General features: G+C 72.3%; 23 protein-coding genes and 6 tRNA genes. 10 read left to right on the top strand and 19 right to left on the bottom strand.

Annotated features, from left to right (window positions below; genetic code table 11):
- Positions 1-55 precede the first annotated feature (55 nt).
- Positions 56-127: transfer RNA gene (locus ACFVXE_RS16465), tRNA-Val, on the bottom strand.
- A 54-nt stretch (positions 128-181) separates the two neighbouring features.
- On the bottom strand, positions 182-673 hold the full coding sequence (locus ACFVXE_RS16460) for a TIGR02611 family protein (RefSeq protein WP_389671823.1): 492 nt from the start codon (positions 671-673) through the stop codon (positions 182-184).
- Between the two features lie 189 nt (positions 674-862).
- Between ACFVXE_RS16460 and ACFVXE_RS16455 the strand changes: the two genes are divergently transcribed.
- Together ACFVXE_RS16455 and ACFVXE_RS16450 are read left to right on the top strand one after the other, a co-directional pair.
- The gene (locus ACFVXE_RS16455; RefSeq protein WP_003959770.1) at positions 863-1,276 is read left to right on the top strand and encodes an SsgA family sporulation/cell division regulator; all 414 of its coding nucleotides are present in this window, start codon (positions 863-865) and stop codon (positions 1,274-1,276) included.
- A gap of 422 nt (positions 1,277-1,698) precedes the next feature.
- Positions 1,699-2,271 (top strand): CGNR zinc finger domain-containing protein, encoded by a 573-nt coding sequence (locus ACFVXE_RS16450; RefSeq protein ID WP_389671822.1) that lies wholly within the window; start codon positions 1,699-1,701, stop codon positions 2,269-2,271.
- A gap of 25 nt (positions 2,272-2,296) precedes the next feature.
- Here the strand turns inward: ACFVXE_RS16450 and ACFVXE_RS16445 are convergent, their stop codons facing one another.
- From ACFVXE_RS16445 to ACFVXE_RS16430, 4 genes are all read right to left on the bottom strand, one after another.
- On the bottom strand, positions 2,297-2,452 hold the full coding sequence (locus ACFVXE_RS16445; RefSeq protein ID WP_389671821.1) for a hypothetical protein: 156 nt from the start codon (positions 2,450-2,452) through the stop codon (positions 2,297-2,299).
- A gap of 171 nt (positions 2,453-2,623) precedes the next feature.
- The gene (locus ACFVXE_RS16440) at positions 2,624-3,595 is read right to left on the bottom strand and encodes an acetylxylan esterase (protein ID WP_389671820.1); all 972 of its coding nucleotides are present in this window, start codon (positions 3,593-3,595) and stop codon (positions 2,624-2,626) included.
- 84 nt (positions 3,596-3,679) lie between these two features.
- Complete coding sequence (locus ACFVXE_RS16435; protein WP_389671819.1) at positions 3,680-4,699, bottom strand: LacI family DNA-binding transcriptional regulator; 1,020 nt, start codon at positions 4,697-4,699, stop codon at positions 3,680-3,682.
- 265 nt (positions 4,700-4,964) lie between these two features.
- Positions 4,965-5,420, bottom strand: a complete 456-nt coding sequence (locus ACFVXE_RS16430; RefSeq protein WP_389671818.1) for a hypothetical protein — start codon at positions 5,418-5,420, stop codon at positions 4,965-4,967.
- 158 nt (positions 5,421-5,578) lie between these two features.
- Between ACFVXE_RS16430 and ACFVXE_RS16425 the strand changes: the two genes are divergently transcribed.
- Positions 5,579-6,091 carry a DsbA family protein gene (locus ACFVXE_RS16425; protein ID WP_389671817.1) on the top strand — a complete coding sequence of 171 codons (513 nt, stop codon included), beginning with the start codon at positions 5,579-5,581 and terminating at the stop codon, positions 6,089-6,091.
- An 89-nt stretch (positions 6,092-6,180) separates the two neighbouring features.
- Here ACFVXE_RS16425 and ACFVXE_RS16420 read toward each other — a convergent pair whose 3' ends face one another.
- The 3 genes from ACFVXE_RS16420 to ACFVXE_RS16410 form a co-directional block, all read right to left on the bottom strand.
- Positions 6,181-7,020, bottom strand: a complete 840-nt coding sequence (locus ACFVXE_RS16420) for a GNAT family N-acetyltransferase (protein WP_389671816.1) — start codon at positions 7,018-7,020, stop codon at positions 6,181-6,183.
- Between the two features lie 71 nt (positions 7,021-7,091).
- Positions 7,092-7,913 (bottom strand): aminotransferase class IV, encoded by an 822-nt coding sequence (locus ACFVXE_RS16415; RefSeq protein ID WP_389671887.1) that lies wholly within the window; start codon positions 7,911-7,913, stop codon positions 7,092-7,094.
- Positions 7,913-8,947, bottom strand: a complete 1,035-nt coding sequence (locus ACFVXE_RS16410) for a chorismate-binding protein (protein WP_389671886.1) — start codon at positions 8,945-8,947, stop codon at positions 7,913-7,915. The genes ACFVXE_RS16415 and ACFVXE_RS16410 overlap by 1 nt, the downstream gene beginning before the upstream one ends.
- Positions 8,948-9,110: 163 nt before the next feature.
- Between ACFVXE_RS16410 and ACFVXE_RS16405 the strand changes: the two genes are divergently transcribed.
- The 5 genes from ACFVXE_RS16405 to ACFVXE_RS16385 all read left to right on the top strand — a co-directional run bounded on the left by ACFVXE_RS16405 (position 9,111) and on the right by ACFVXE_RS16385 (position 9,556).
- A tRNA-Gly gene (locus ACFVXE_RS16405) sits at positions 9,111-9,183 on the top strand.
- Between the two features lie 37 nt (positions 9,184-9,220).
- Positions 9,221-9,294 (top strand) — tRNA-Cys (locus ACFVXE_RS16400).
- A gap of 1 nt (position 9,295) precedes the next feature.
- Positions 9,296-9,367: transfer RNA gene (locus tag ACFVXE_RS16395), tRNA-Val, on the top strand.
- A 19-nt stretch (positions 9,368-9,386) separates the two neighbouring features.
- Positions 9,387-9,458: transfer RNA gene (locus ACFVXE_RS16390), tRNA-Val, on the top strand.
- Positions 9,459-9,481: 23 nt separating this feature from the next.
- A tRNA-Val gene (locus tag ACFVXE_RS16385) sits at positions 9,482-9,556 on the top strand.
- Positions 9,557-9,719: 163 nt separating this feature from the next.
- Here ACFVXE_RS16385 and ACFVXE_RS16380 read toward each other — a convergent pair.
- The 5 genes from ACFVXE_RS16380 to ACFVXE_RS16360 form a co-directional block, all read right to left on the bottom strand.
- Positions 9,720-11,072 carry an OFA family MFS transporter gene (locus ACFVXE_RS16380; RefSeq protein ID WP_389671815.1) on the bottom strand — a complete coding sequence of 451 codons (1,353 nt, stop codon included), beginning with the start codon at positions 11,070-11,072 and terminating at the stop codon, positions 9,720-9,722.
- 182 nt (positions 11,073-11,254) lie between these two features.
- The gene (locus tag ACFVXE_RS16375; protein WP_277325154.1) at positions 11,255-11,539 is read right to left on the bottom strand and encodes a zf-TFIIB domain-containing protein; all 285 of its coding nucleotides are present in this window, start codon (positions 11,537-11,539) and stop codon (positions 11,255-11,257) included.
- 68 nt (positions 11,540-11,607) lie between these two features.
- Entirely contained in the window at positions 11,608-12,582 is a 975-nt protein-coding gene (locus ACFVXE_RS16370; protein ID WP_389671814.1) for a phosphotransferase, read from the bottom strand.
- 302 nt (positions 12,583-12,884) lie between these two features.
- Positions 12,885-13,097: a hypothetical protein gene (locus tag ACFVXE_RS16365; protein WP_389671813.1), complete on the bottom strand. Its 213-nt coding sequence runs from the start codon at positions 13,095-13,097 to the stop codon at positions 12,885-12,887.
- A 211-nt stretch (positions 13,098-13,308) separates the two neighbouring features.
- Positions 13,309-13,566 (bottom strand): hypothetical protein, encoded by a 258-nt coding sequence (locus ACFVXE_RS16360; RefSeq protein ID WP_389671812.1) that lies wholly within the window; start codon positions 13,564-13,566, stop codon positions 13,309-13,311.
- Between the two features lie 206 nt (positions 13,567-13,772).
- On the opposite strand from ACFVXE_RS16360, the gene ACFVXE_RS16355 reads away from it, so the two are divergent.
- Both ACFVXE_RS16355 and ACFVXE_RS16350 read left to right on the top strand, forming a co-directional pair.
- Positions 13,773-15,086, top strand: coding sequence for a serine/threonine-protein kinase (locus ACFVXE_RS16355; RefSeq protein ID WP_389671811.1), 1,314 nt, complete (start codon positions 13,773-13,775; stop codon positions 15,084-15,086).
- A gap of 72 nt (positions 15,087-15,158) precedes the next feature.
- The gene (locus ACFVXE_RS16350) at positions 15,159-16,289 is read left to right on the top strand and encodes a M20 family metallopeptidase (RefSeq protein WP_389671810.1); all 1,131 of its coding nucleotides are present in this window, start codon (positions 15,159-15,161) and stop codon (positions 16,287-16,289) included.
- A 52-nt stretch (positions 16,290-16,341) separates the two neighbouring features.
- On the opposite strand, the gene ACFVXE_RS16345 is transcribed toward ACFVXE_RS16350, so the two are convergent.
- The 5 genes from ACFVXE_RS16345 to ACFVXE_RS16325 all read right to left on the bottom strand — a co-directional run bounded on the left by ACFVXE_RS16345 (position 16,342) and on the right by ACFVXE_RS16325 (position 24,458).
- A complete protein-coding gene (locus ACFVXE_RS16345) occupies positions 16,342-17,232 on the bottom strand; it encodes a TrmH family RNA methyltransferase (RefSeq protein ID WP_389671809.1) in 891 nt (296 codons plus the stop codon).
- A 64-nt stretch (positions 17,233-17,296) separates the two neighbouring features.
- Positions 17,297-18,553, bottom strand: a complete 1,257-nt coding sequence (cobA, locus tag ACFVXE_RS16340; RefSeq protein WP_389671808.1) for a uroporphyrinogen-III C-methyltransferase — start codon at positions 18,551-18,553, stop codon at positions 17,297-17,299.
- Positions 18,554-18,779: 226 nt separating this feature from the next.
- A complete protein-coding gene (gene cobT / locus ACFVXE_RS16335) occupies positions 18,780-22,100 on the bottom strand; it encodes a nicotinate-nucleotide--dimethylbenzimidazole phosphoribosyltransferase (protein WP_389671807.1) in 3,321 nt (1,106 codons plus the stop codon).
- 332 nt (positions 22,101-22,432) lie between these two features.
- The gene (cbiE, locus tag ACFVXE_RS16330) at positions 22,433-23,662 is read right to left on the bottom strand and encodes a precorrin-6y C5,15-methyltransferase (decarboxylating) subunit CbiE (RefSeq protein WP_389671806.1); all 1,230 of its coding nucleotides are present in this window, start codon (positions 23,660-23,662) and stop codon (positions 22,433-22,435) included.
- Between the two features lie 109 nt (positions 23,663-23,771).
- Entirely contained in the window at positions 23,772-24,458 is a 687-nt protein-coding gene (locus tag ACFVXE_RS16325; RefSeq protein ID WP_389671805.1) for a GNAT family N-acetyltransferase, read from the bottom strand.
- Between the last annotated feature and the right edge of the window lie 146 nt (positions 24,459-24,604).

The following is a 24,604-nucleotide window of genomic DNA, read 5'->3' as shown; positions in this document are numbered from 1 at the left end:
CGGTACACCTCTCTGCACTGATTCTAAATCTTTGTGCGGCGCTTTCGGTCCGGGGTGGGCGATACTGGGTTCGAACCAGTGACCTCTTCGGTGTGAACGAAGCGCTCTCCCACTGAGCTAATCGCCCGGGCGCACCGCAAACATTACCCCATGTCAGCGGCGCTCTCCGACCACGCTCAGGTCACTCGTGGATCTTCCACGGCATGACGATCCCGAACTTCCACACATAGATCCCGACCAGCACCGCGATGATCACGAGGCCGATCACGGTGAGGATGATGTTCCGCCGCCGGACCCGGGGATCCAACGCCTTCTGCGCGGCCTCGGTGACCTTCCGGCGGGTCCAGCGCAGCACCAGCTGTGCCCAGACGAACTCGGTCGCCCAGATCGCCATGCCACCGAAGATCACCAGCCAGCCGGGCCCGGGCAGCGGCAGCATGACGATGCCGGCCGCGACAACGGCGAGCCCGACCAGGAAGACGCCGACCTGCCAGCTCAGGTGGAGCGCCCTGGACGCCTTGATGAAGCCGGGTGCCCTCGAACCGAGCGCCCGCTCCTCCTTGACCACCTCTTCCGTGACGCCCGGCGCCACATCCCCCGTCACGACCCCCGTGGCGGGCGCCGGCGCCGCCGGTGCGGCGGCCTCATCCCGCGCGTCACTCTCCGCATTCATGAGTCCAACTTACCGGAACGGCCTCTGTCACCGGAATGGCCGCATAACCCAAAGTTACACACCGCTGTACGAGCGACCCGAAGGATCACAAAAGGGTCAGAGGGGTTTACAACGCCACCGTAGGTGGCATGTCGATTTCGCCGACGTGCGAATCCCCGAGCGCACACTGAGCGAAAGGCCCTGGCGCTTATGAACACCACGGTCAGCTGCGAGCTGCACCTGCGCCTCGTTGTGTCGAGCGAGTCCTCACTGCCTGTACCCGCGGGCCTGCGGTATGACACGGCCGATCCGTATGCCGTGCACGCCACCTTCCACACCGGAGCGGAGGAGACGGTCGAATGGGTATTCGCCCGCGACCTCCTTGCCGAGGGGCTGCACAGGCCCACCGGCACCGGAGACGTCCGTGTCTGGCCATCACGTAGTCACGGCCAGGGCGTCGTCTGCATCGCGCTGAGCTCCCCAGAGGGCGAAGCGCTGCTCGAGGCCCCGGCACGGGCCCTGGAGTCGTTCCTGAAGCGGACCGACGCCGCGGTTCCACCGGGCACCGAGCATCGTCACTTCGATCTCGATACGGAGCTCTCGCACATCCTGGCCGAGAGCTGAGCCAGGTCGAGAGCTGCACGGCGCCGTCCGACTCGGGGCGACGGCGCCGCGCGGACAACCTCATACGGCAGAAACCGGCGCCGCCATCACGGAAACCACCGTGGTGACGGCGCCGGTGCTCGTTGCGCCGGTACGCGACGGCGCACGCCGCGGCCTGCCGGTGCACACCTCGCGGTGGGGCGCCGTGACCGACGCCGGGCGCCCACCGGGGACCGCGGGACGGCCCCCGGCCACCCCTGGGCTCCCCCGGCGCCCTGGACACGCCTCTCGCCCCCGTCGGGCCGGTCACCGGCTTCCGGGTCGGCCGGCGCCTCCCCCGCGGCCCCACGGGCCCTCCTCGGCCCCCTGCGCCCCTTCGCCGAGCCAGTAGAGTCAGCCGGCATCGGCGGGCGCCCGCCCGCCGGAGGCCAGGGAGCGAAAGCGTGCTGATCCCCCACGACACCCGGATCGCCCTCGACATCGTGGTCGATCTGATCAACACCGCACCGGAGCCCGACGCGCCGGAGGGCGGCGCGGATGACGGTCTCGCCGGTGTCGAAGCGCTTTACCGGTTCGCCCGCCGCCATCACATCAGCGGCGTCGGCGAGCTCGGCGAGAAGGATCTGCGGGCCGTGCGCGACGTACGGGGACGGTTCGCGGACATCTTCGCGGCGGCGGACGCCGCGACCGCCGCCGGCCTCGTCAACGGCCTCGTGGCCTCCGCGGGCACCACGCCTCAGCTCAGCAACCACGACGGTTACGACTGGCATGTGCACTACTTCGCGCCGGACGCGTCGATCGCCGACCACCTCGCGGCCGACTGCGGCATGGCCCTGGCCGTCATCGTGGTGGCGGGCGAGCAGGAGCGGCTGCGGCGGTGCGAGGCACCGGACTGCCGGGACGTGTTCGTGGACCTCTCCCGTAACCGCTCCCGCAGGTACTGCTCCAGCCGCACCTGCGGTAATCGGCTGCACGTCGCCGCGTACCGGGCACGCCGCAGGGAAGCGGCCGGCTGACGGCCAGGCGCCCGCCCCGTCCCGTTCACAGCAGGAAGAGATCGTGCAACGCGGCCATCAGCAGCAGGCTGCCGACCACCGCGAGGAAGATCATCAAAGGGGGCTGGGACAGCGCGAAGAGGCAGCCACGCGACTCTTCGGCAGGGGGTGCGGGGGCATCGCCCCGGGAGGTGTCCACCATCTCGGGACGATCATGACTCAGACGAGGCCCCGTTGGCGCTCAACACGCTTTTTCGTGACGGGAGTTCACACCCGTCCGGGTCGCCGGGATTCGCTCCGGCGTCCGATCGGCCGTCACACATTCGGGCTCGCGCCCCGCCCCGCACCCCCCGCTCCCCGGCCTCCGCTCCGATCAGCCCAGTTCGCGCAACTTCCTCAACTGGGCAGCCTGATGGGTCGACGAGCCGCCCTCGTGGCCGTTCCAGGGGTAGACCTCGATCTCCTTGGGGCCGGCCCAGTGGTTGTAGGCGGCGAAGACCGTGGACGGCGGGCAGGTCGTGTCCATCAGGGCCACCGAGTAGAGCGCGGGGGCAGTGGCGCGGGCGGCGAAGCTCATTCCCTCGAAGTACGCGAGTGTACGGAACACCCCTTCGGCGAGGCCGTGTTGGGTGGAGAGGAAGCGGACGATCTCGTGGTACGGACCGGCGTCGGTGATCTCGACGGCCCGCCGGAAGTTGTTCAGGAACGGTACGTCGATCAGCGCGGCCTTCACATGCGGGCTGAGCGCCGTGACCGCCTGGGCGATGCCGCCGCCCTGGCTGCCGCCGTGCACGACGATCCGGTCCGGGTCGACGGACGGGTGCGCACGGGCCACCTCGACGGCCCGCACCGCATCGGTGAAGACGCGCCGGTAGTAGTAGTCGTGGGGGTCGAGGATGCCGCGGGTCATGAAGCCCGGCGCCTGCGGGTTGTCCCCACCGTGCGGGTCGGGGGTGGACCCCGCGGAGCGGCCGTAGACGCCGCCCTGGCCGCGGGTGTCGACGACCAGCGTGGCCCGGCCCGAGGCCGGCCACACCAGATGGTCGTGCGGCAGCCCGCGGCCGCATCCGTAGCCGAGGTAGTGGACGACGCACGGAAGGGGTCCCGCGGCGCCCGCCGGGACGTTCAGCCAGGCGCGTATGCGATGCCCTCCCCAGCCCGAGAAGGTCACGTCGTACACGTCCACAGCACTCAACGCGGCGTCGTACGGCTGGAATTCGGCATCGAGCGGATACCCGTCCGACTCGTCGAGCGTGCGCTTCCAGAAGGTGTCGAAGTCGTCGGGCTCACCGGAATCCGGCCGGTACTCGCGGAGTTGGCCGAGCGGGAGGTCGAACAGCGCCATGGTTCCTCATTTCGAACACGTGGAATGAAGGACGAAGGAAGTCTCGTGGCCGGCAGGAGAACCGGAAACCGGGTGCGGCAGGGATCAGTGCGGTGTGGCGCTGGAGGCCCGCACGACGAGTTCCGGCTGGAGCACGACGCTGCGGTGCTCGTGCGTGCCGTCCTCGTCGTCGGCCTCCTGCAGCAGCAGTTCCGCGGCCATCCTGCCCATCACGACAGCGGGCTGCCGGACCGAGGTGAGCGGTACGGCAGCGGCCGCGGCGAATTCGATGTCGTCGTACCCGACGATGGCGATGTCCTGCGGCACCCGGACTCCCGCCGCGTACAGCGACTGCAGTACGCCGAGGGCGAGCAGATCATTGGCGCAGAACACCGCGGTCGGCCGCGGCACGAGCCCGAGCAGCCGGGCTCCGGCGTCGCGGCCCGCAGCCACGTCCAGCCGGTCGGAGGGGATCTCCACGAGCGCCTCGGGACCGAGCCCGGCCTGGGCGAGGGCCGACAGGGCGCCCTCGCGGCGGTCCCTGATCTGATGGAGGTCGCCGGGGCCGCTGACGTACGCGACCGAGCGGTGCCCGGCCGATACGAGGTGCCCCACGGCCAGAGCACCGCCGCGGACGTCGTCGACGGAGACCGCGCAGTGCCCCGGGGAGGACGCCACCCGGTCCACCAGCACGAAGGGGATGCGGTGGCGGCTGAACGCCTCCAGGTTGTGCCCGGTCGCATCGGCCGGCGTGACCAGGACACCGCACACCCGCTGCTCGGCGAAGAGCCCCAGGTACTCGGCCTCCTCCGCCGGGCTCTGGCCGCTGTTGCACACCATGACTCCGAGGCCGGCCTGGCGGGCGGCGCGCTCGGCACCACGGGCCACGTCGACGAAGAACGGGTTGCCCATGTCGAGGACGAGCAGCGCCATGATCCGGCTGCGGCCCGCCCTCAGCTGGCGCGCGGACTCGCTGCGTACGTACCCGAGCTCCTCGATGGCGGCAAGCACCCGGGCCCGGGTCTCCGGCAGCACCGCGTCGGGCCGGTTGATCACGTTGGAAACGGTGCCCACGGAGACTCCGGCATGCCGGGCCACATCCTTGATCCCTGCCACACGCGCCACCTGTCCGCCCCACTGGTGCCCTTGGCCGCACCGGTCCGCGGCCGTCACCTCATCGTATGGACGGCGTCGCGAGGTACTCCGCGGTGCCCTGCGGAACACTCCCCGCACGTCGGACGCCGGGCTTCGCTGTGGATCACGCGCATCGGGATCACGCGCCGTGGACTGAATTGTTTCAATCCGATCGGGACGCTAGCCCCATACCCGAACACCGTCAAGAACGGAGCGCGTGAATCGATTCATGCGCGTCGGCCGGCCCCGGCACCCGTCAGATGCCGTGCTTCTTCAGGATCGCCTCGATATCGCTGAAGTCCTCGCCCGGAGCGGCGGCCGGCCGATCGGAATCCGCCTTCTCCCGCGGCCGGACCGCCGGGGCACCCGCCCCGAGAGAAGGCGCGGACGCGGCGGGCGCGACGCCGCCGGACTGCGCCGCCCGCGCGGCGGCCCGGCGTTCCTTGCGGGTGGCACCGCCGCGGCGTTCGATCGCGCGTGTGGTCATGAAGAGCAGCCACGCCACGCCGAGCAGCCCGAAACCGAGCCAGACACTCGGATTGAAGGCGATGCCGGCCAGCCACTCGACGACACCGGTCAGCACCAGGCCGATCGGAACCAGCGAATAGGCGGCGATCCGGGCGGCGGTGAGGAAACGCTTCCGGTACGCCGTGACGGCCGCGATACCCAGGCCGGCCGCGGACACCGCGGAGCAGATGGTCTCGGCAAGCATCGCGGCCTCCAGGCGCAAGGGGGGAACGTCCCTTCCATCCTGCACCGCATCTCGGCGGAGCGGCCACGCCCCGGCATCACATCAGGGGCATATCAGGGCCGGGATCCTCCCCAGGTGCCGATGAGGAATGCGGGCACCGCCCCTGGGAGACTGGTCCCATGAGCGATTCCACCCCGGCCCCGGTCGTCCTCGACGTCTGGTGCGAACTCCAGTGCCCCGACTGCCACCAGGCCCTCACCGATGTACACGCCCTGCGGGCCCGGTACGGCGACCGGATCCAGGTGCGTCTGCGGCACTTCCCGCTGGAGAAGCACAAGCACGCCTACGCCGCCGCGCAGGCTGCCGAGGAGGCCGCGGAGCAGGGCAAGGACTGGCCGTACATCGAGGCGGTGCTTGCCAGGACCGCCGATCTGGGCCGCACCGGCGAACCGCTTCTGATCGAAGTTGCGCGCGAACTCGGCCTGGATGCCGAGGAGTTCGACACCGCCTTGATCGACGGGCGGCACATGCTGATCGTCGACGCCGACCAGGCGGAGGGCAAGGCCATCGGTGTGACCGGCACCCCGACGTACGTGATCGGCGGCGAGCGTCTCGACGGCGGCAGGAGCCAGGAGGGGCTGCGCGAGCGGATCGAGGAGATCGCCGACCGGCTCCTCGCCGGGCAGGGCTGACGACGGGGGCTCCGCGTCCCGGACGGGGCAGGAGCGACCGCAGGGGGGTCCTCGCCCGGACCGGGGACCCCGAGCCCCTCATCCGCCGCCTACAGCGCCTTGACCAGGTTGTGCCGGGTCGTCCGGTAGCCGAGCGACTCGTACAGCCGGACCGCGGGGGTGTTGTCCGCGAGGACGTGCAGCCCGATCCGTTCGTCGCCGGCGGCCAGTGCGACCCGTTCGGCCTCCAGCATCAGCGCCCGCCCGTATCCCCTGCCGCGGAACGCCTCGCGCACCTCGATGTCGAAGACGTACCCCACCACCATCCCGGGGTGCATCTCGTGCCGCGCCACCCAGACGTGGCCCACGGTCGCGCCGTCGGCCCGGACGAGGACCTGGATATGGGTGTCCCGCGTGTCGAGGCCGTCCGGCAGATACCTCCGCTGAGCGGCCTCCGCGCTGCGCTGCGCCTCGTCCGCCGGGACGCCGCGCGCGACGAGGGTCCGCGCCGAACCGGCGACGGCGGCGCTGTCCCACCGCGCGAACTCGTCCTCGCTCATCGGACGCCTCGTGACGTCGGCCGGCAGGGCGGCCGGGGTCCGCGGCAGGTCCTTGACCATGTTCCGGCTGCGCTCGGTGTACCCGAGGGCGGCGGCCAGCCGCTGCGCGCCCGTGTGCTCCGGGCCGACCTCCGTCGTCAGCCGGGTGCAGCCCCAGCCGCGCAGCACCTCCTCCGCGGCGAGCGCGGCGATGGTGCCGCGCCCGCGCCCGCGGTTCGGTTCGTCGATCCGCAGGGAGCGGATCGCGCCCGTCGTCCCTCCCGCCCCCGGTTCGGTGCCTATCTCGACGGCGCCGACCGGCCGCCCGTTGTCGCACACGGCGTACGTGCGGGTCCTCGCGCCGTCGGCGCCTTCCTGGGCCGGCCCGGTTGGCCGGAGGGTCGTGGTCATCACCGGATTTCTATCCGCTGCGCCACGGCCCGTCACCTGAATTGCGGCCCGGGTTCGCGGCAGCGGGCGGATCAGGGGTCGAGGTCGTTCCCGGCGCGCTCCTCGAAGACCCGCATCGCCTTGGCCGTCACCGGGCCGGGCCCGCCGGGCAGCTCCCGTCCGTCGACCCGGTGGACGGCCTGTACGTCCCGCAGGGTGGAGGTCAGGAAGATCTCCTCGGCGTACTCCAGGACGTCCAGCGGCAGATCGGACTCCACCGCTCCGCACCACTCGGCGGCCAGCGCCCTGGTGATCCCCGCAAGGCAGCCCGAGGAGACCGGCGGGGTGTGCAGCTGCCCGTCGAGGACGACGAAGACATTGGATCCGGTGCCTTCGCAGAGCTGCTCCACCGTATTGGCGAAGATCGCCTCGGAGGCGCCCCGCTCGTGGGCGCGGGCGAGGGCGACGACGTTCTCCGCGTAGGAAGTGGTCTTGAGCCCGGCGAGCGCGCCGCGCTCGTTGCGCGTCCAGGGGACGGTGATCACGGCGGTGGTGTCAGGGCGGCGGGTGGCCTCCCCGAGGGCGACGAACAGGCCGGGGCCGTCGTTGCCGCGGTCGGAACCGAGCGGGGAGAGCCCCCCGGTGTACGTGATGCGCAGCCGGCCGAGTTCCACCGGATTGGCCTCGACGACGGCGGCGCAGGCCCGGCGTACCTCGTCGAGGTCCGGATCGGGCAGTCCCAGGCCGCGGGCCGAACGGGTCAGCCGGTCGAGGTGCCGGGTGAGGGCGAAGGGCCGGCCCCCGGTGGTCCTGACGGTCTCGAAGATGCCGTCCCCCACGGTCAGCCCGTGGTCGAGCACGGACACCCGGGCGTCGGCGGTGTCCCGCAGTTCGCCGTTGACCCACATCCTCATCATGCGGTCCTTCCAGTCGGTTGATGGGCGCCCGACGCCACAGCGAGCAGCCGGGCCGCCTTGAGCTCGGTCTCGTCCCATTCGCGCTCCGGGTCGGATCCCCAGGTGATGCCCGCGCCGGTGCCGAACTTCAGCACCGGGGCGGCTCCGGTCCGGTCGATCCAGAAGGTGCGTATGCCGACCGCGAGACCGGCGGTGGACCGGTCGGCGTCGACCCAGCCGATGCCTCCGCAGTAGGGCCCGCGGGGGGCGGTCTCCAGTGCCTCGATGATCCGCAGCGCGCTGGATTTGGGCGCCCCGGTGACCGAGCCGGGCGGGAAGGCGGCGGCGAGCAGCCCGGACCAGCCGACACCTTCGCCGAGCCGGCCCCGCACGGTGGAGACGAGATGGACGAGCCCGGGGTGCTTCTCGACCGCGCAGAGGTCGGGAACGGTGACCGACCCGGTGACGCAGACCCGGCCCAGGTCGTTGCGGACCAGGTCGACGATCATCACGTTCTCGGCGTAGTCCTTCTCCAGCAGGTCCGCCTCGGTGCGGCCGGTGCCCTTGATCGGCCCGGACTCGACGGTCCGCCCGTTCCGGCTCAGGAAGAGCTCGGGGGACGCGGTGGCGATCTCCACGCCGTGCGCGGGCAGCCGAATCGTTCCTGCGTACGGAGCGGGGTTGCCACGTGCCAGCAGCGCGGTGAGGGCGTCGACGTCGGCGGCTGCCGGGTCCGGCAGTACCGCGGTCATCACCCGGCAGAGGTTGGCCTGGTAGACCTCGCCAGCCGCGATGTGCTCGCGGATGCGGCGGACGCCGGCGGTGTACGCCGCACGATCGAGGGACGAGATCCAGTCACCGGCCCCGGGGCCGTGCCAGGCGCCGGGGACGGGCGCGGGCACCGGGGCGGTCCGTACGGTGCCGAAGCGGGCACAGACGAGACCGCCCTCGAAATCGGCACATACGGCCCAGAAGCCGGACGAGTCGAGGGCTGCGGGGTCACTGGTCACGTCCTGCAGATCGGACGCGAGAAGGCCGCCGAAGCGGGCCATTGGAGCGAGGTCGTGCACGGTGGCGAGTCTAGGACGGTGCGCGGTGACCTGCGTCGGCGCGAGCGCACCTCAGCACGCTGCACAAACGCGTTTTTGTACTGGCCCAGGAATCCGCTAGAGTTCAACACGTCGCCGGGACACGCAAGTGAAACGGAAACGACAAGCGGACGTGGCTCAGTTGGTAGAGCATCACCTTGCCAAGGTGAGGGTCGCGAGTTCGAATCTCGTCGTCCGCTCGAAGTGGGGGATCTTTTCCCGAACCCCTGCACTCCTGGTGGAGTGGCCGAGAGGCGAGGCAACGGCCTGCAAAGCCGTCTACACGGGTTCAAATCCCGTCTCCACCTCCAAGGACGATTAGCTCAGCGGGAGAGCGCTTCCCTGACACGGAAGAGGTCACTGGTTCAATCCCAGTATCGTCCACTGGTCCGCAAGGATCCCCGCGCGATTAGCTCAGCGGGAGAGCGCTTCCCTGACACGGAAGAGGTCACTGGTTCAATCCCAGTATCGCGCACGCAGTACACGCAGGTTCACCCTGCGCGATTAGCTCAGCGGGAGAGCGCTTCCCTGACACGGAAGAGGTCACTGGTTCAATCCCAGTATCGCGCACCATCGAAGCCCCGGTCGTCTCGACGACCGGGGCTTTCTCGTTGCCGCGCCGGAGGCCGTCCGGTCCGGTCAGCCGGTGAAGAGCTGGGTGGCCTTGCGGATCAGTTCGTACAGCCCGTACGCGAACGGCACGGCGACCCAGAGCCAGACCGCGGCGGTGAGGGTCCTACGACTGCTGGTGTGCACGGGTCTTCCTTTCCGCTGCTGTCTCGTGGAACCGCGGGTGGACGGGGCGGACGAACTCGTTGGCCACGAAGCCCACGACCAGCAGCCCGATCATGATCGTCAGTGAGGTCGTGTACAGCCCGGACCCGCTGCGTCCCGCCCGCTCCCCCGCGTCCGCCACCCAGTTGACGATCAGCGGACCGAGCACGCCCGCCGTGGACCAGGCGGTCAGCAGCCGGCCGTGGATGGCGCCCACCTGGTACGTGCCGAAGAGGTCCTGCAGATAGGCGGGGGCCGTGGCGAACCCGCCTCCGTAGAAGGAGAGGATCACCAGCGCGCAGCAGACGAAGAGCGGCTTGGAGTCGCCGAACTCGACGATCGCGAGGTACATCAGCGCGCCGACGCCGAGATAGACCCGGTACATGTTCTTGCGGCCGATCAGGTCCGACGCCGAGGACCACAGGAGGCGGCCGGTCATGTTGGCCAGGGAGAGCAGGGCGACGAAGCCGGCCGCGGCCGGGACCGTGACCGCGGCAGCGGTGCCCGAGAAGAAGTCCGTGATCATCGGGGCGGCCTTCTCCAGGATGCCGATGCCCGCGGTGACGTTCATGCAGAGCACCACCCACAGGCACCAGAACTGCGGCGTGCGCAGCGCGTTGCGGGCGGAGACCTGGACGGTGCCGGCGATCGGGCGGTCCGGCCGCGCCCGCGTGCCGCGGTCCGGCGGGAGCCAGCCGTCCGGGGGCACCCGGACGAGGAAGACCCCGAGCGCCATGAATCCGGCGTAGGCGAGACCGTGGACCAGGAAGGCGGTCGCGATTCCCGCGCTGTCGGCGCCGAAGGCGTCGAGCATCCCGGTCGACCACGGCGAGGCGATCAGCGCACCGCCGCCGAAGCCCATGATGGCGATGCCCGTGGCCATGCCGGGGCGGTCCGGGAACCACTTGATCAGCGTGGAGACCGGCGAGATGTAACCGATGCCGAGTCCGATGCCGCCGATGAAGCCGTACCCGAGCACGACCAGCCAGAAGTGGCCGGTGGCCACGCCAAGGGCGGCGACGAGGAAGCCGGAGGAGAAACAGACGAGGGAGACGAACATCGCCCAGCGAGGTCCGTTGCGTTCGACGAGGGTGCCGCCGAAGGCCGCGGAGAGGCCGAGCATGACGATGGCGAGTTGGAAGGGCAGGGCACTGGCGGTGCCGGAGAGGTCGAGAGCCGATTCCAGCGGAGGCTTGAACACGCTCCAGGCATAGGCCTGCCCGATCGAGAGATGCACCGCGAGTGCGGCGGGCGGGACTAGCCAGCGGCTCCAGCCGGGTGGCGCGACGGTCCGGGACCTGTCGAGGAAGGTCATGGCCCGGAACTTTAAGGATCAACCATGTCGGTGCCTAGATGGCTGACCGAAATTTGTCGACGGTATGCACCACCGGCGCGAGGCGCGATCGTCCCGTACCCGCCCGTGCACGAGAGCCGGGGCGGTGTGCGCCGCGGGCCCGGACGGGGTGCGTCCCGGCCCGCGGCGCGACACCGGCCGGGTCAGGACGAGAAGAGCATGTGGCCGAAACTCTTGTGCCGGTAGTGACCGCCGTGGTGGCCACCGTGGTGCTGCGGGGCGCCCCAGGCGGGGGCCGGCGCGGCCGGGTACGCCTGCGGGGCGGGCGGCGCGGGCGGAGCCTGCTGCGTCCACTGCGCCTCGATCCGGGTCAGGGTCTCCAGCTCGCCGTAGTCGAGGAATATCCCCCGGCAGCCGCTGCACTGCTCGATCTGGATGCCGTTGCGGTTGTACGTCTGCATCTGTGCGTGGCACTTGGGACACTGCATGGTCGGCTCAGCTCCTCGCCGTCGGTTCGCCGTCGCCGGAATGCATGCCCGGAGACGATCGGTTCACCCTACGACGAGCGTTCGATCGCCAACTCGGGTGGGAGGGCGGCAATTCGGGCACAGGCGTCGATCATCGTCTGTTCCACCTCATCCGGACTCCGTCCCTCCGCGGCGGACTTGGCGAACGCCAGCGCGGCGGCCTGCACAGTCAGGGCGCGGGCCGGGACGTCCAGTTCGGGCCAGGGGTCACCGTCCGCGCGCACCGCGGGACCGCTCGCCGCCCGGTAGGCGTCCAGGAAGCGCAGCCAGATCTCGGGGGGCAGCAGTCCGGCCGCGTACCAGGCGGCGGGGCGGGCGAGGTCCCAGGCGGGGTCGCCGAGCCCCAGGTCGTCGATGTCGATCAGCAACCAGGGGCCGTGCGCGGCGGGGTGCCGGACCAGCTGTCCGAGGTGCAGGTCGCCGTGGCAGAGGAAGCCCGCACGGTGCGGGGGCGCCGCGGCTTCGTCGCGGGCCCAGGCGGGCAGCCGCCGCCATGCTCCGAGTACGGGGGCGGTGGCCGGATCGCCGGGCCGGGCGGTGCACATCCGGGCCACGGCGAGAGCGGCCTTAGCGGGCCCGCGCATGACCGGAGAGGCGGGCGCCGGCGGGAGCTCGGTACGGTGCAGCCGGGCCAGCAGGACGGCGGCCTCCTCCCACGGGGCGGCATCCGGGTCGCCGGGGTCGACGGGTTCGCCGTGCGGCCACAGGGTCACGGGGCGGCCGTCCAGCGCGAGGGTGGCGGGTCCGGCGGACGGGAGCACCGGGGGCAGCAGTACGCCGGTCAGGGCCGCGGCCAGAGTCAGGCGGGCGGCGAGGTCGGCGGGATCGGTCTCAGCGGCGTGGGCCTTGGCGACGACGGGGCCGGATCGGACGACGGTGCCGTCGGGGCGGTCCGCGAGCACCGCCGGCGCCGGGCAGGAGGTGCAGGGAGCGGGGGTGCGCCGGTGCGGGTGGGCGGTGTCATGGGCGAGGTCGCCCAGCGCGCGGACAACTGCGGTGGTCACGGTCTCCCCCGGGGCAACAGGTACGGCCCGGTCCGCCCCGGGTCCGTGGACGAGCGTACGGGCCGTCGCGCGGCCGGTGCACCACCGCGGGGAGGCTCCGCCGGCCGGGGCGGCCTTCGCGAGCGGTGTCCCGCAGCCGCTGTACGGCGCGCGCCCGGCAGCGGAAAAGGTCCCGGACAGCGCGATGTCCGGTCAGCTCCCCAGCTGACCGGACAAACGCTGCCGTCCGCCGCACCCCCGTCCCCACGGGGTTGTTGGCCGATGTCCCGGTCCGGACCGCTCTTCCGGACCCGGGGCGCCGCTCAGCGCCCCAGCATCACGCCCACGGACGACGCCTGTGTGACCACTGCCTCCCAGCCGCCGAAGACGACTACGAGGAGGGCCGCCAGAGGAAGAACCATGGCCGTCGCCACCAGCGGGTGGCGACGGGTGCCGGATGACGAGCGGCTGCCGGACGCGGCACGGGTACCGCGTCCCCGCGTCCGGATCAGTGCCCGCGCTGCCGTCCCGGCCATGGTTCCTCTCCTGACCTGATTGTCGGAGCGGCGGGCGAGTGACCTCGGGGGACGAGTGCAACGCCCACCGCTCGGGTTCCACATTAGGTACGCGGACGGCACGGGTCGTCATGCCCGCGTACCGATTGCCGGGCCTCCCGGAGGATGAGCCGCGGGCGGTCGGCGTACTCCCCTGGGTGGAGACGGAGCGGCCCGGACCGGCACCGTGGCGCTATGCCGCGGGCTCGTCCCCGAGGGAATGCTCGGATGCGTCCTGCCTCGGTACCGGCTGTTCGACCAGGGCGAGCACCCTGGTCGCCATGAAGCGGGCGGTACGGACGGCGGTGCCGCTGCGAGTGACTTCACTCACTTCGACCACCCCCCGGCGGACAGCCGTCTCCACCCGCCGGCCCGCTCTGGTGGCCACCACCTCGTACGTACGCGTCGTGTCTCCGGCATCCACGACTATTTCCACACGATCGCCCTTCATTGACCCAATCCCCCTTCTGCGACGGACCTTTGAGATCTCGCACGGGCCAGGAAGCGTGGATCCGCGGCTCCCTGACCACTCTTCAAGTTTCCCACCCGGCACTGACAATCGATGGGTGGGCGAGGGCGCGGCCTCTGAGCGCGTAAGGCCACGGGTACGTAAGCTGTGCCACGTCAGGCGGACGAGGCAGCGGGGATGGGCAGACGATGGCGATGATGCGGCTCCGGCGCGAGGACCCGCGTGTCGTCGGATCGTTCAGACTGCACCGGCGGCTCGGGGCGGGCGGCATGGGCGTCGTCTATCTCGGTTCGGACCGGCGCGGCCAGCGGGTGGCGCTCAAGGTGATCCGCCCGGATCTCGCCGAGGACCAGGAATTCCGTTCGCGTTTCGCGCGCGAGGTGTCGGCGGCGCGACGGATCCGTGGCGGCTGCACCGCGCGTCTGGTCGCCGCCGATCTGGAGGCGGACCGCCCGTGGTTCGCCACGCAGTACGTTCCGGGGCCCTCGCTGCACGACAAGGTGGCCGAGGAGGGTCCGCTGTCGGCGGCCGAGGTGGCGTCGATCGGGGCGGCGCTCTCCGAGGGGCTGGTGGCGGTGCACGAGGCCGGTGTCGTCCACCGTGACCTGAAGCCGTCGAACATCCTCCTCTCCCCCAAGGGCCCCCGGATCATCGACTTCGGGATCGCCTGGGCGACCGGGGCGAGCACCCTGACCCATGTCGGCACGGCGGTGGGGTCGCCCGGGTTCCTCGCGCCCGAACAGGTGCGGGGCGCGGCGGTGACGCCGGCGACGGACGTGTTCTCGCTCGGTGCCACGCTGGCGTACGCGGCGATGGCCGATTCGCCTTTCGGGCACGGTAGTTCCGAGGTGATGCTGTACCGCGTGGTGCACGAGGAACCCCAGCTGTACGACGTGCACGACGCACTGGCTCCGCTGGTGAGCGCATGCCTGGCGAAGGACCCGGAGGAGCGGCCGAGCACGCTTCAACTCTCCATGCGGCTCAAGGAGATCGCGGCCCGCGAGGCTCAGGGACTGCACGAGAGCCGGCCGCCTGCGCAGCGTTCGGCGCAGGAGCTGGACCGGCCGACCGGACGGCTCGACGGCCCGTACACCGAACAGCAGACCCGGCGTGCGGCGGGCCCCGCGGCGCCGCGTCCGCAGAGCCGGCAGGCCCCGTCGTCACGCGGCGGGTCGTCCCGCACCGGGGGTTCCCGCTCCCAGCCGCAGCAGCCGGCGCGCAGCGCGACTCGTCCCGGCAAGCGTCCGCAGGGCACGAACGGTACGAACGGCCGGCCGGGTACCCGGCCCGGGGCCCGTACGACCTCGGCGGGGCGGCGTCCGGCCAATCCACGGCTGCTGCGTCAGCGGCTCGTGGTCTTCGTCGTGGTGACGCTGCTCGTGGCGCTGGGCATCGCGGCGGCGCAGGGCTGCCAGGGGCCGGCCCGAGGGCTCGGCGCCGCGGAGACCTCCGGGGAGCAGGGTCTGCACCGGACCCCGCAGCAGGACGGACCACGGGCATAGGGGGTGGGCGCCCACCGGTCGGTGCCTGCTCGCCCGCGTGGGCACCCGCGCGGGCCCGACTACCCTGGCGCCATGACGATGCACGAGACCGCTGTCCATGCGAGTGTCGACGCGATGCTCGAGGACCTCAGGACACTGGTGGAAGTCGAGTCCCCCTCGCGCAATCCCGACGCCCTCACCGCGTCGGCCGAGGCTGTCGCCGCCGTCATCGAGAACCGCCTCGGCGGGCGGGCCGCTCTCGTCGGGAGTGCGGCCGGGCCGCACGTGCACTGGTCGGGCGGCGGCGACCCCAGGGTGCTGATCCTCGGCCATCACGACACGGTGTTCCCGCTCGGCACCCTTGGACGCCGCCCGTTCAAGGTCGAGGACGGCCGGGCGACCGGCCCCGGGGTCTTCGACATGCTGGGCGGACTGGTGCAGGCGGTGCACGGTCTGGCACTGCTGGACGACCGGACCGGGGTCGAGATCCTGGTGACCGCCGACGAGGAGGTCGGCTCCCTGTCCTCCCGGGCGCTCATCGAGGAACGGGCCCTGGCGTGCGGCGCCGCTCTCGTGTGCGAGGGCGCCGCCGACGGCGGAGCGCTGAAGACAGGCCGCAAGGGCTGCGGCACGTTCGAAGTCTCCGTCACCGGCCGGGCTTCGCACGCGGGTCTCGAACCCGAGGCCGGGGTCAACGCCCTGATCGAGGCGTCGCACCAGGTGCTGGGCATCGCGGCGCTCAGCCGGCCCGACATCGGCACGACCGTCACCCCCACCGTCGCGTCCGCAGGAACCCAGGACAACGTCGTCCCGGCGGCGGCCACCGTCCTCGTCGACGTACGGGTCGAGTCGGCAGCGGAGGCGCGACGGATCGAGTCCGCCTTCGCCTCGCTGACCCCGCACCTCGACGGCGCGGAGATCACGGTCCGGGGAGCCGTCGGCCGGCCCCCGATGCCGGAGTCGGCGTCGGCCGAGCTCATCGCGCTGGCACAACGGCTGCTGCCCGGCGTCGAGGGCAGAGCGGTCGGCGGCGGGAGCGACGGCAACTTCACGGCCGCACTGGGGGTGCCGACGCTCGACGGCCTCGGAGCGGTCGGAGGCGGCGCCCACGCCGACCACGAGTTCCTGGTGGTCGACGCCATGGCCGAGCGTGCGGGTCTCGTCGCCGGGCTGGTGAACGCGATTCGGAACGCACCGCGGAACGGCGGCGCGCACGCCCGGTGAGCGGCCACCCGGCGCCGGGGCCCGGCGGACGAGCGGGTCCGTACGCCCGGCTTCAGACGGCTCGCGGCCGGGTGGCGTAGAAGGCCACGGCGGAGGCGGCTGCCACGTTGAGGGAGTCGACACCGGCGTCCATCGGGATGCGGACGTGCTCGTCGACCGCGGCGAGGGTCCCGGGGGTGAGACCGGCGCCTTCCGTGCCGAAGACCAGGGCGAGCTTCTCGTCCTTCCGCGCGGCGAGTTCGTCGAGTGTGATCGCTCGGTCGCTCAGGCAGAACGCGGCGACCGTGAAGCCGGCGGAGCGCAGGACCTCGACGTCCTTCGGCCAGGACTCCAGGCGGGTCCACGGCACCTGGAAGACTCCGCCCATCGAGACCTTCACGGACCGGCGGTAGAGCGGATCGGCGCAGCGTGGGGTGAGGAGCACCGCGTCGACGCCGAGAGCGGCGGCGTTCCTGAAGGCGGCCCCCACGTTGGCGTGGTCGACGATGTCCTCGAACACGGCGACCCGCCGGACCGCGCCTTCCGGCCGTCCCGGGGACAGTGCCGCGCCGCCGGTGCGGTCGCCGTCCGGTTCCACGGCCGGGCGGCGGTTCGCCGCCAGCAGTTCGGCGGGCGTCGGCAGCGGCTTGCGCTGCATGGAGGCGAGCGCCCCGCGGTGCACGTGGTAACCGGTGACTCGCTCGGCCAGTTCCGGGGTGACCGCGTACACCGGGGCCGGCGCCTCGTCGATGACGTCGCGCATCACGTCGACCCACTTCGCCGAGAGCAGCATGGAGCGCATCTCGTACCCCGCCTGCAGGGCGCGTCGGATCACCTTCTCGCCCTCGGCGATGAAGAGCCCCTCGGCGGGCTCCCGCCTGCGCCGGAGTTCGACGTCGGTGAGGTCCGTGTAGTCGTTCAGGCGGGGGTCGTCGGGGTCGTCGACGGTGATGAGATCAGCCACGGGTTGCTACTGCCTTGTCCGGTGTGTGGTGCTGACGGCATGGACGGAGATCCGTCGCCGTTCGTTACTCCGCGGGGCGCGGGGCGTGGTCCGTGCCGACCGCGACGACGTCACCGATGACGATCACGGCCGGCGGGCGCACCTCTTCGGCGACGGCCCGCTCGCCGACGGTCTCCAGGGTCGCGTCCACCCGGCGCTGCGATGCCGTGGTGCCTTCCTGGATCAGGGCGACCGGTGTCCGGGGCGACTTGCCGTGGGCGATGAGGGCCTGGGCGATCGCACCGATCTTGTCGACGGCCATCAGCAGCACGAGGGTGCCGCGCAGTCGGGCGAGCGCGGCCCAGTCGACCAGCGAACGTGCGTCGTCCGGGGCGACATGACCGCTGACGACGGTGAACTCGTGGGCGACCCCGCGGTGGGTGACCGGAATGCCGGCCGCACCGGGGACGGAGATCGAGCTGGAGATGCCGGGGACGACGGTGCACGGGATGCCTTCGGCGGCGAGTGCCTGTGCCTCCTCCATGCCCCGGCCGAAGACGAACGGGTCACCGCCCTTGAGGCGGACGACGGCCTTTCCGGCCTTGGCGTGCTCGATGAGCGCCTGGTTGATCGCCTCCTGCGCCATGAAGCGGCCGTACGGGATCTTCGCGGCGTCGATCACCTCGACGTGCGGCGGCAGTTCGTCGAGCAGGTCACGCGGACCGAGCCGGTCGGCGATGACGACATCGGCCTCCGCCAGCAGACGGCGGCCGCGCACCGTGATCAGGTCGGGGTCACCGGGGCCGCCACCGACCAGGGAGACTCCGGGGACCGGGCGGGTGCGGTGGTGCGGGGCGGCGAGCGTGCCGTCGCGCAGACCCTCGACGATGGCGTCACGGACGGCCGCGGAGTGCCGCGGGTCGCGGCCCTGGGCGTCGGTGGAGAGGACTGCGACGGTCACACCCTCGCTGCGGCCGGTGGCCGGGGTCCAGGCGGTCGCGGCATCGGCGTCGTCGCTGCGGACACACCAGGTGCGGGTGCGCTCGGCCTCGGCGGACGCGGCCTCGTTCGCGGCGGCGTCGTCGGAGGCGATGAGCGCGTACCAGGTGTCCGCCAGGTCCCCGTCCGCGTACCGGCGCCGCTCCCAGCGGATCTCACCGGTGTCGGCCATCGCCTCGACGGACGCGGTGGCGGACGGTGACACGAGGGTGATGTCGGCGCCGGCCGCGATGAGCGCCGGGAGCCTGCGCTGCGCGACCTGTCCGCCGCCGACGACGACGACGCGGCGCCCGGTCAGGCGCAGTCCGACGGGGTACGCGGGGTGATCGGCGTGCTCGGCCATGGCGGTGCGGGCTCCTCGGGCGATGAGGGGTACGGGCCGCTACGGCGGTGGAGCGGCTGTGACGTGCGGTTTGTGGGGCGAGGCCACCACGATACGGGGTGGCGGGCGGGGTGGAGCAGCCGGCCGGAGCGGGCAGGGCAGGGGTTGCTGCGCCGGTTCCGGAACCCACCTCCCCTCCGCCCTCGCGCCTTCGGCGGCGGGGCGGAGGGGAGGTGAGCGCCCGGCGCTACTTCTCGGTGACGCCTGCCGAGTCGAACGTCGCCACCTCGTGCATGGCTCGCGCCGCGCTCTGCACGATCGGCAGGGCCAGCAGCGCGCCGGTTCCTTCACCGAGGCGGAGGTCGAGATCGATCAGCGGGCGCAGGCCCAGCTTGTTGAGCGCGGCGACGTGGCCGGGCTCGGCGCTGCGGTGGCCGGCGATGCATGCGGCGAGCGCCTCGGGGGCGATCGCCCGGGCGACCAGGGCCGCGGCGCCCGCGCTCACGCCGTCCAGGATGACGGGCGTACGCAGTGACGCGCCGCCGAGGAGGAAGCCCGCCATCGCGGCGTGCTCCAGACCGCCGACCGCGGCGAGCACGCCGATCGGGTCGGCCGGATCGGGCTGGTGCAGTTCGAGGGCCCGGCGGACCACGTCGACCTTGCGGGCGTGCATCTCGTCGTTGATGCCGGTGCCGCGACCGGTGACCTCGGCCGGGTCCATGCCCGTGTACACACAGATCAGTGCGGCGGATGCGGTGGTGTTGGCGATGCCCATCTCGCCGGTGAGCAGGCCCTTGTTGCCGGCCGCGACAAGGTCGCGGGCGGTCTCGATGCCGACCTCGACCGCGGCGAGGACCTCTTCACGGGTGAGGGCCGGGCCGGTCGTGAAGTCGGCCGTGCCGGCGCGCACCTTGCGGGGCAGCAGGCCGGGCGTCGCGGGCAGTTCCGTGGCGACACCGACGTCGACGACGCACACCTCGGCGCCGACCTGGGCCGCGAACGCGTTGCAGACCGCGCCGCCGCCGAGGAAGTTGGCGACCATCTGGCCGGTGACCTCCTGCGGCCACGCGGTGACGCCCTGGGCGTGCACCCCGTGGTCCCCCGCGAAGATCGCGACGGCCGCGGGCTCCGGGATGGGCGGCGGACACATCCGGGAGAGACCCGACAGCTGCGCGGAGATGATCTCCAGCATGCCGAGCGCACCGGCCGGCTTGGTCATCCGCTTCTGGCGTTCCCAGGCCTCGCCCAGCGCCTTGGCGTCCAGCGGACGGATGTTGGAGATGGTCTCCTGGAGCAGGTCGTGCGGCTCCTCGCCGGGCAGGGCGCGGCGGCCGTACGTCTCCTCGTGGACGACCCAGGACAGCGGGCGGCGCTTGGACCAGCCCGCCTGCATCAGCTCCGGCTCCTCGGGGAACTCGTCGACGTAACCGACACAGAGGTACGCGACGACTTCGAGGTGCTCGGGCAGTCCGAGGGCACGGACCATCTCGCGCTCGTCGAAGAAGCTGACCCAGCCGACGCCGAGCCCCTCGGCGCGGGCGGCGAGCCACAGGTTCTCGACGGCGAGTGCCGAGGAGTACGGGGCCATCTGCGGCTGGGTGTGCCGGCCGAGGGTGTGCCGGCCGCCACGGGTGGGGTCGGCGGTGACGACGATGTTCACCGGGGTGTCGAGGATGGCCTCGATCTTCAGTTCCTTGAACTGCTTCGCCCGGCCCTTGGGCAGCGACTTGGCGTAGGCGTCGCGCTGACGCTGCGCCAGTTCGTGCATCGAGCGGCGGGTCTCCGCGGAACGGATGACGACGAAGTCCCAGGGCTGGGAGTGGCCGACGCTGGGCGCGGTGTGCGCAGCCTCCAGCACGCGGAGCAGGACCTCGTGCGGGATGGGGTCGCTGCGGAAGCCGTTGCGGATGTCACGGCGCTCGCGCATGACGCGGAGCACGGCCTCGCGTTCGGCGTCGTCGTAGCCCGGGGCGGGCGCGGAGTCCTGGGCGGGCGCGGAGTCCTGGGTGCGGATCCGGGCGACGGGCTCCGGGTCCTGGGGGACGTGGGCCGCCGCGGCGGGCTCCTGGACCGGCTCGGCCGGTTCGGTCTCCGGGCCGTCGGCGGTCTCCGTGAGGTCCGGGGTCTCGATGACCTCGGGACCGGTCTCGGCTTCCGGCACGGGAGCCGGTTCGGCGACGGCCGCGAGCTCCGGTGCATCCGGGGCGACGGCCGGCGCGGCGGTGACCACGGGCTCCGCCGCGGTCATGGCGACGGGCTCGGGGACGAAGGTCTCCTCGGGCCCGGGGACGGCGGCCTGATCGGGTCCGGGCACCGGGAGTTCGGCCACGGGCGGCACGGTCTCGACGACCGCGGGGGTCTCCTCGGCACCCGGCATCGCAGGGGCCTCGGGCATCGCGGGGACCTCAGCCACCACGGGGACCTCGGCGACCGGTGCGGGCTCAGTCACGATCGCCACTGCCTCGGGCAGCGGCTCCGCCTCCGTCACGAACACGGGCTCGGGCGCCGGTTCGGGCGCGGGCGCCTGCCCGACGACGGACTCCTGCCGCGCCGGCAACCCCGCCACGACCTGCTCGACGAACGGCGTGGGTGCCAGGTGCGGGGTGGTCGGTACAGACCCTTCCACAGGCACGAACCGGCCCACCGGCGCAGCTTCCGCGAGGGCGTCAGCGGGCGCCTCCGCCACGGCCTCGGCGACGCGCTGGGCGGCCTCCGGTACGTCGACCGGGGCGGCTTCGGCCGGCTGGGCGGGCAGCGCCGACTCGGCGACCGGCTCCGGGACGACCGTTTCTGCGGCCGGGTACGCCGCAGCGGCCTGCTGCGGGGCGTGGGCAGCCCACGGGCTGCCGCCCTGCGGCGGGATCTCGCCGAGCTGCGGGCCCGGCAGTGCAGCCGCCTCGTCGCCCGGCAGGTCGAAGTACTGGGGGCCGGCGGTGGGCGGCCCGGCGTGCCGTGCGGGCACCGGGATCTGGGGGACGCCTGCGGGTCCGCGGTCGGCGAGCGAACGGACCACTCCACCGGTCGACGCCCCGCCGTAGGACGGAGTCGCGTCACCCGCGGCGGGTCCGCGGTGCAGGGGCCGGCGCACCGTTGCCGCGGCCTGGGCCATCGCGGCCGGCGCGGGGATGTGTACGCCGTTGAGGTCGACGGCACCGGAATCGCGGCCACCGGTCTCGTGGGTGCCCTGACCGGTCTCGGTCGTACCTGTCTCGGTCATCGCCCCGGCCACCGCCTGCTGCACGGCGTAGACCGCCGGGTCCGGCTGGACCTGGACGGGGCCCTGGGCCTGCGCGGAGTGCGGGCCGGTCTGACCGTGCACCTGGTGGGCGGCCTGCTCGGGCATCGGCGACGGGGCCGGCACGGACACGCCGTCGGCCGGCTGGCCGGGAAGGGCCTGGGGGTCGCTCCAGCCCTGGGGGCTCGGCATGAGAAGAAGGTCGTCGTCCTCGGACACATGCTCGGAGGGAGCGAGGAAGGTGTACGCACCCGGGGCGGGGACGCCCGGCTGCTCCACCATGCCTGCGTTCTCCGGCAGTCCCTCGCCCGGGATCTGGCCGGTGTCACTCATGCGTACCCCTCGCCCATCGTCAATGCTCCTTCGGCCCTTCGCCCGGGACGCCCGAACACGGCACGCCGGCGCTCGTCATCTAGAACGAGCGGGCTCGCCGCGCGGCACGAATCGGTCGCGGACATACATCATTCTCGCGGCCGTTCGCCGCCGCGGCAGGCAGTTCCGCCGCGGCTCGCTGTGGACTGCGCCACGTTGCGCATCCGCCGGGTTTGCCGTACCACAGCGGGGGCCAAAACGGTCCCCTTTTCCGGACATTGACGAACGAAGCGACGAACGTCCGGGTGCGGTGCAACGATCGGCCAGCCTACCCCGCGCAGTGCGCCGACCGGTCAGCGGGCGAGGTCCGATCGCAGCGCCGAGAGCAGAAACACGACCGACCGTTCGCGCTCCGACCATGCGGACGTGTCGAGTTCGACCGACTGGAGGAGGGCGCACTCGACCGTGTAACCGTTCCCGGTCAGTGCCGCGCCGAGCGCTTCGGCCTCGTCGCGGGTCGACGCGTGGGTGACGATCCGTTCCGGCCGGCGGTCGGCGACGGCGGTGACCACGGGGACTCCGCCGCCGCCGATCCGTACGACGTCGGGCTCGGGCAACCGTTCCAGCACGTGAGGTGCGCGGCCCTGGACCACCTGGAGCTGTACGCCGAAGGCGCGGGCCGCGGCCGCCGTCCGGGCGCAGGCGTCCGGGTCGCTGTCCACGGCCAGGACGGCCGCGCCGAACCGCGCGGCCTCCACGGCCAGGGCGCCGCCGCCGGAGCCGATGTCCCAGACGAGGTCTCCGGTCCGCGGTCCGAGACGGGCGAGTTGGGCGGCGCGCAGCCCCGGGGACTCGCCCTCGCCGGGCTCCGCCCCGGGTCCGGCGGCGCTGTCCTGGTAGGCACCGGAGGGCAGTGCCCAGCCCCGTACGCCCTGGGGGGCACGGCCGGCGATCCAGGATCCGGCGGCCTGCTGCTCGGGGCCGCCGCCGATGACGATCACCACGTTCGGGTCACGCCAGACGTGGTCGGCGGCCTTGTCGGAGGTGAGGACGGTGACCTGTTCGCGCGCGGTGCCGAGCTCCTCGCAGATGACGAAGGTGCGGTGGACACCTTCGAGGAGCAGGGCGAGTTCGGCGGGGCCCGCGCCGGGCGACGTGAGCACGGCGACCTTGTGGTGGGCCCGGCAGACGTTGACGGCGCGCCGCAGGGTCCGGGGGTGGGCGACGACGGTCAGCGCGTCCTCCCACGGCATCCCGGCGCGGGCGAACGCGGTGGCCACCGCGGACACGGCCGGCACCACTTCGACTTCGAGGCCGTGTTCGGGGGCGCGGAGGTTGCGTACGACCCCGAAGAAGCCGGGGTCGCCGTCGGCGAGGACCACGGCGCTGCCGCGGTGGCCGGCGATCCTGCGGGCGGCCAGGTCTATGGAGCCCAGGCGGATCCGTTCGGCGTTCGCCGGGACTTCGGGGAGTGCGAGGTGGTGGGCGGCGCCCGCGACGAGGGTGGCGGCCGAGAGCGCGGCCGTGGCCACCGCGGTCAGTGGCGAGCCGTCCCAGCCGATCACCGTGACCCGGTCGGCCATCTGTCGTCAGTCTCCTGGAGTCGTCGCAGGCGGGGCTGCCCACGAGACGGCGGGCAGGGGGTGAGAGTACCTGGTCGCCGGCTGGTCCGTACCAGTGCGGTCCCCGGCGTCAGTTCCAGTCGTTGTAGGTGCCGTAGCCGCCCGCGTCGGCCAGTTGCTCGGCGACGCCTTCTAGGTCCTCGGGAAGCAGTCCCCAGACGATCAGGTCGGTCCTGATGTCGGTCCAGCCGCCGTCCGTGCCGTTCTCGGTCCGGGTGCGCGCTATCCGGGCGTTGCGCAGGACGCCCTCGCTGATGCAGCCGAGCTTCTGGGCGACCTGCTGGGAGGCGGTGTTGTCGGCGGCGGTGCGCAGTTCGATGCGTTCGAAGCCCTGGTCGCGGAAGAGCCACTGGGCGAGGGCGAGCACGGACTCGGTGGCGTATCCCTCGCCGCGCGCCCAGGGGGCGGTGATGTAGGCGGCCTCGGTGGCCAGGGTGCGCCAGTCGGTGTTCCGCAGCCGGACCGAGCCGACCAGGCGCTGGGTGAGGAATTCGGTGACGGCGAAGACGATGCCGTCACCTCCCGTGCGCTGTGCGGGAGCGATCCTGCGGACCCAGCGTTCGGCGTCGACCTGGGTGTAGGGGTAAGGCGCCTCGGTCCAGGCGGTGACGAGTTCGTCGTTCATCATCTCGATGTACGCGGGGACGTCGGTCATGTCGAAGGGGCGCAGCACCAACCGATCCGTGCTGATGGAGATGTCCGGGAAGGTGGAAGTCATGCGCAGCTCCATGCCGAAGACCGTGTAAAGGCACAGCATGCAGCATCGGGCGGGCGTTGTGCATGGCCGGGTCCGCACGGCCGAGCCCCGCGCACCCCCGCCGGGTGGACGCGGGGCGGAGCCGGCCGTAGGGGTGTGATCTGTGGTAGATGGGATGAGGGACAGAGATTAGGAGAGAGCCCCCG

It is taken from the genome of Streptomyces sp. NPDC058231 (genome assembly GCF_042882275.1).
Classification (GTDB): Bacteria; Actinomycetota; Actinomycetes; order Streptomycetales; family Streptomycetaceae; genus Streptomyces.
Note: the sequence above shows the minus strand (reverse complement) of the source record. Positions and strands in the feature narration are given on the sequence as shown.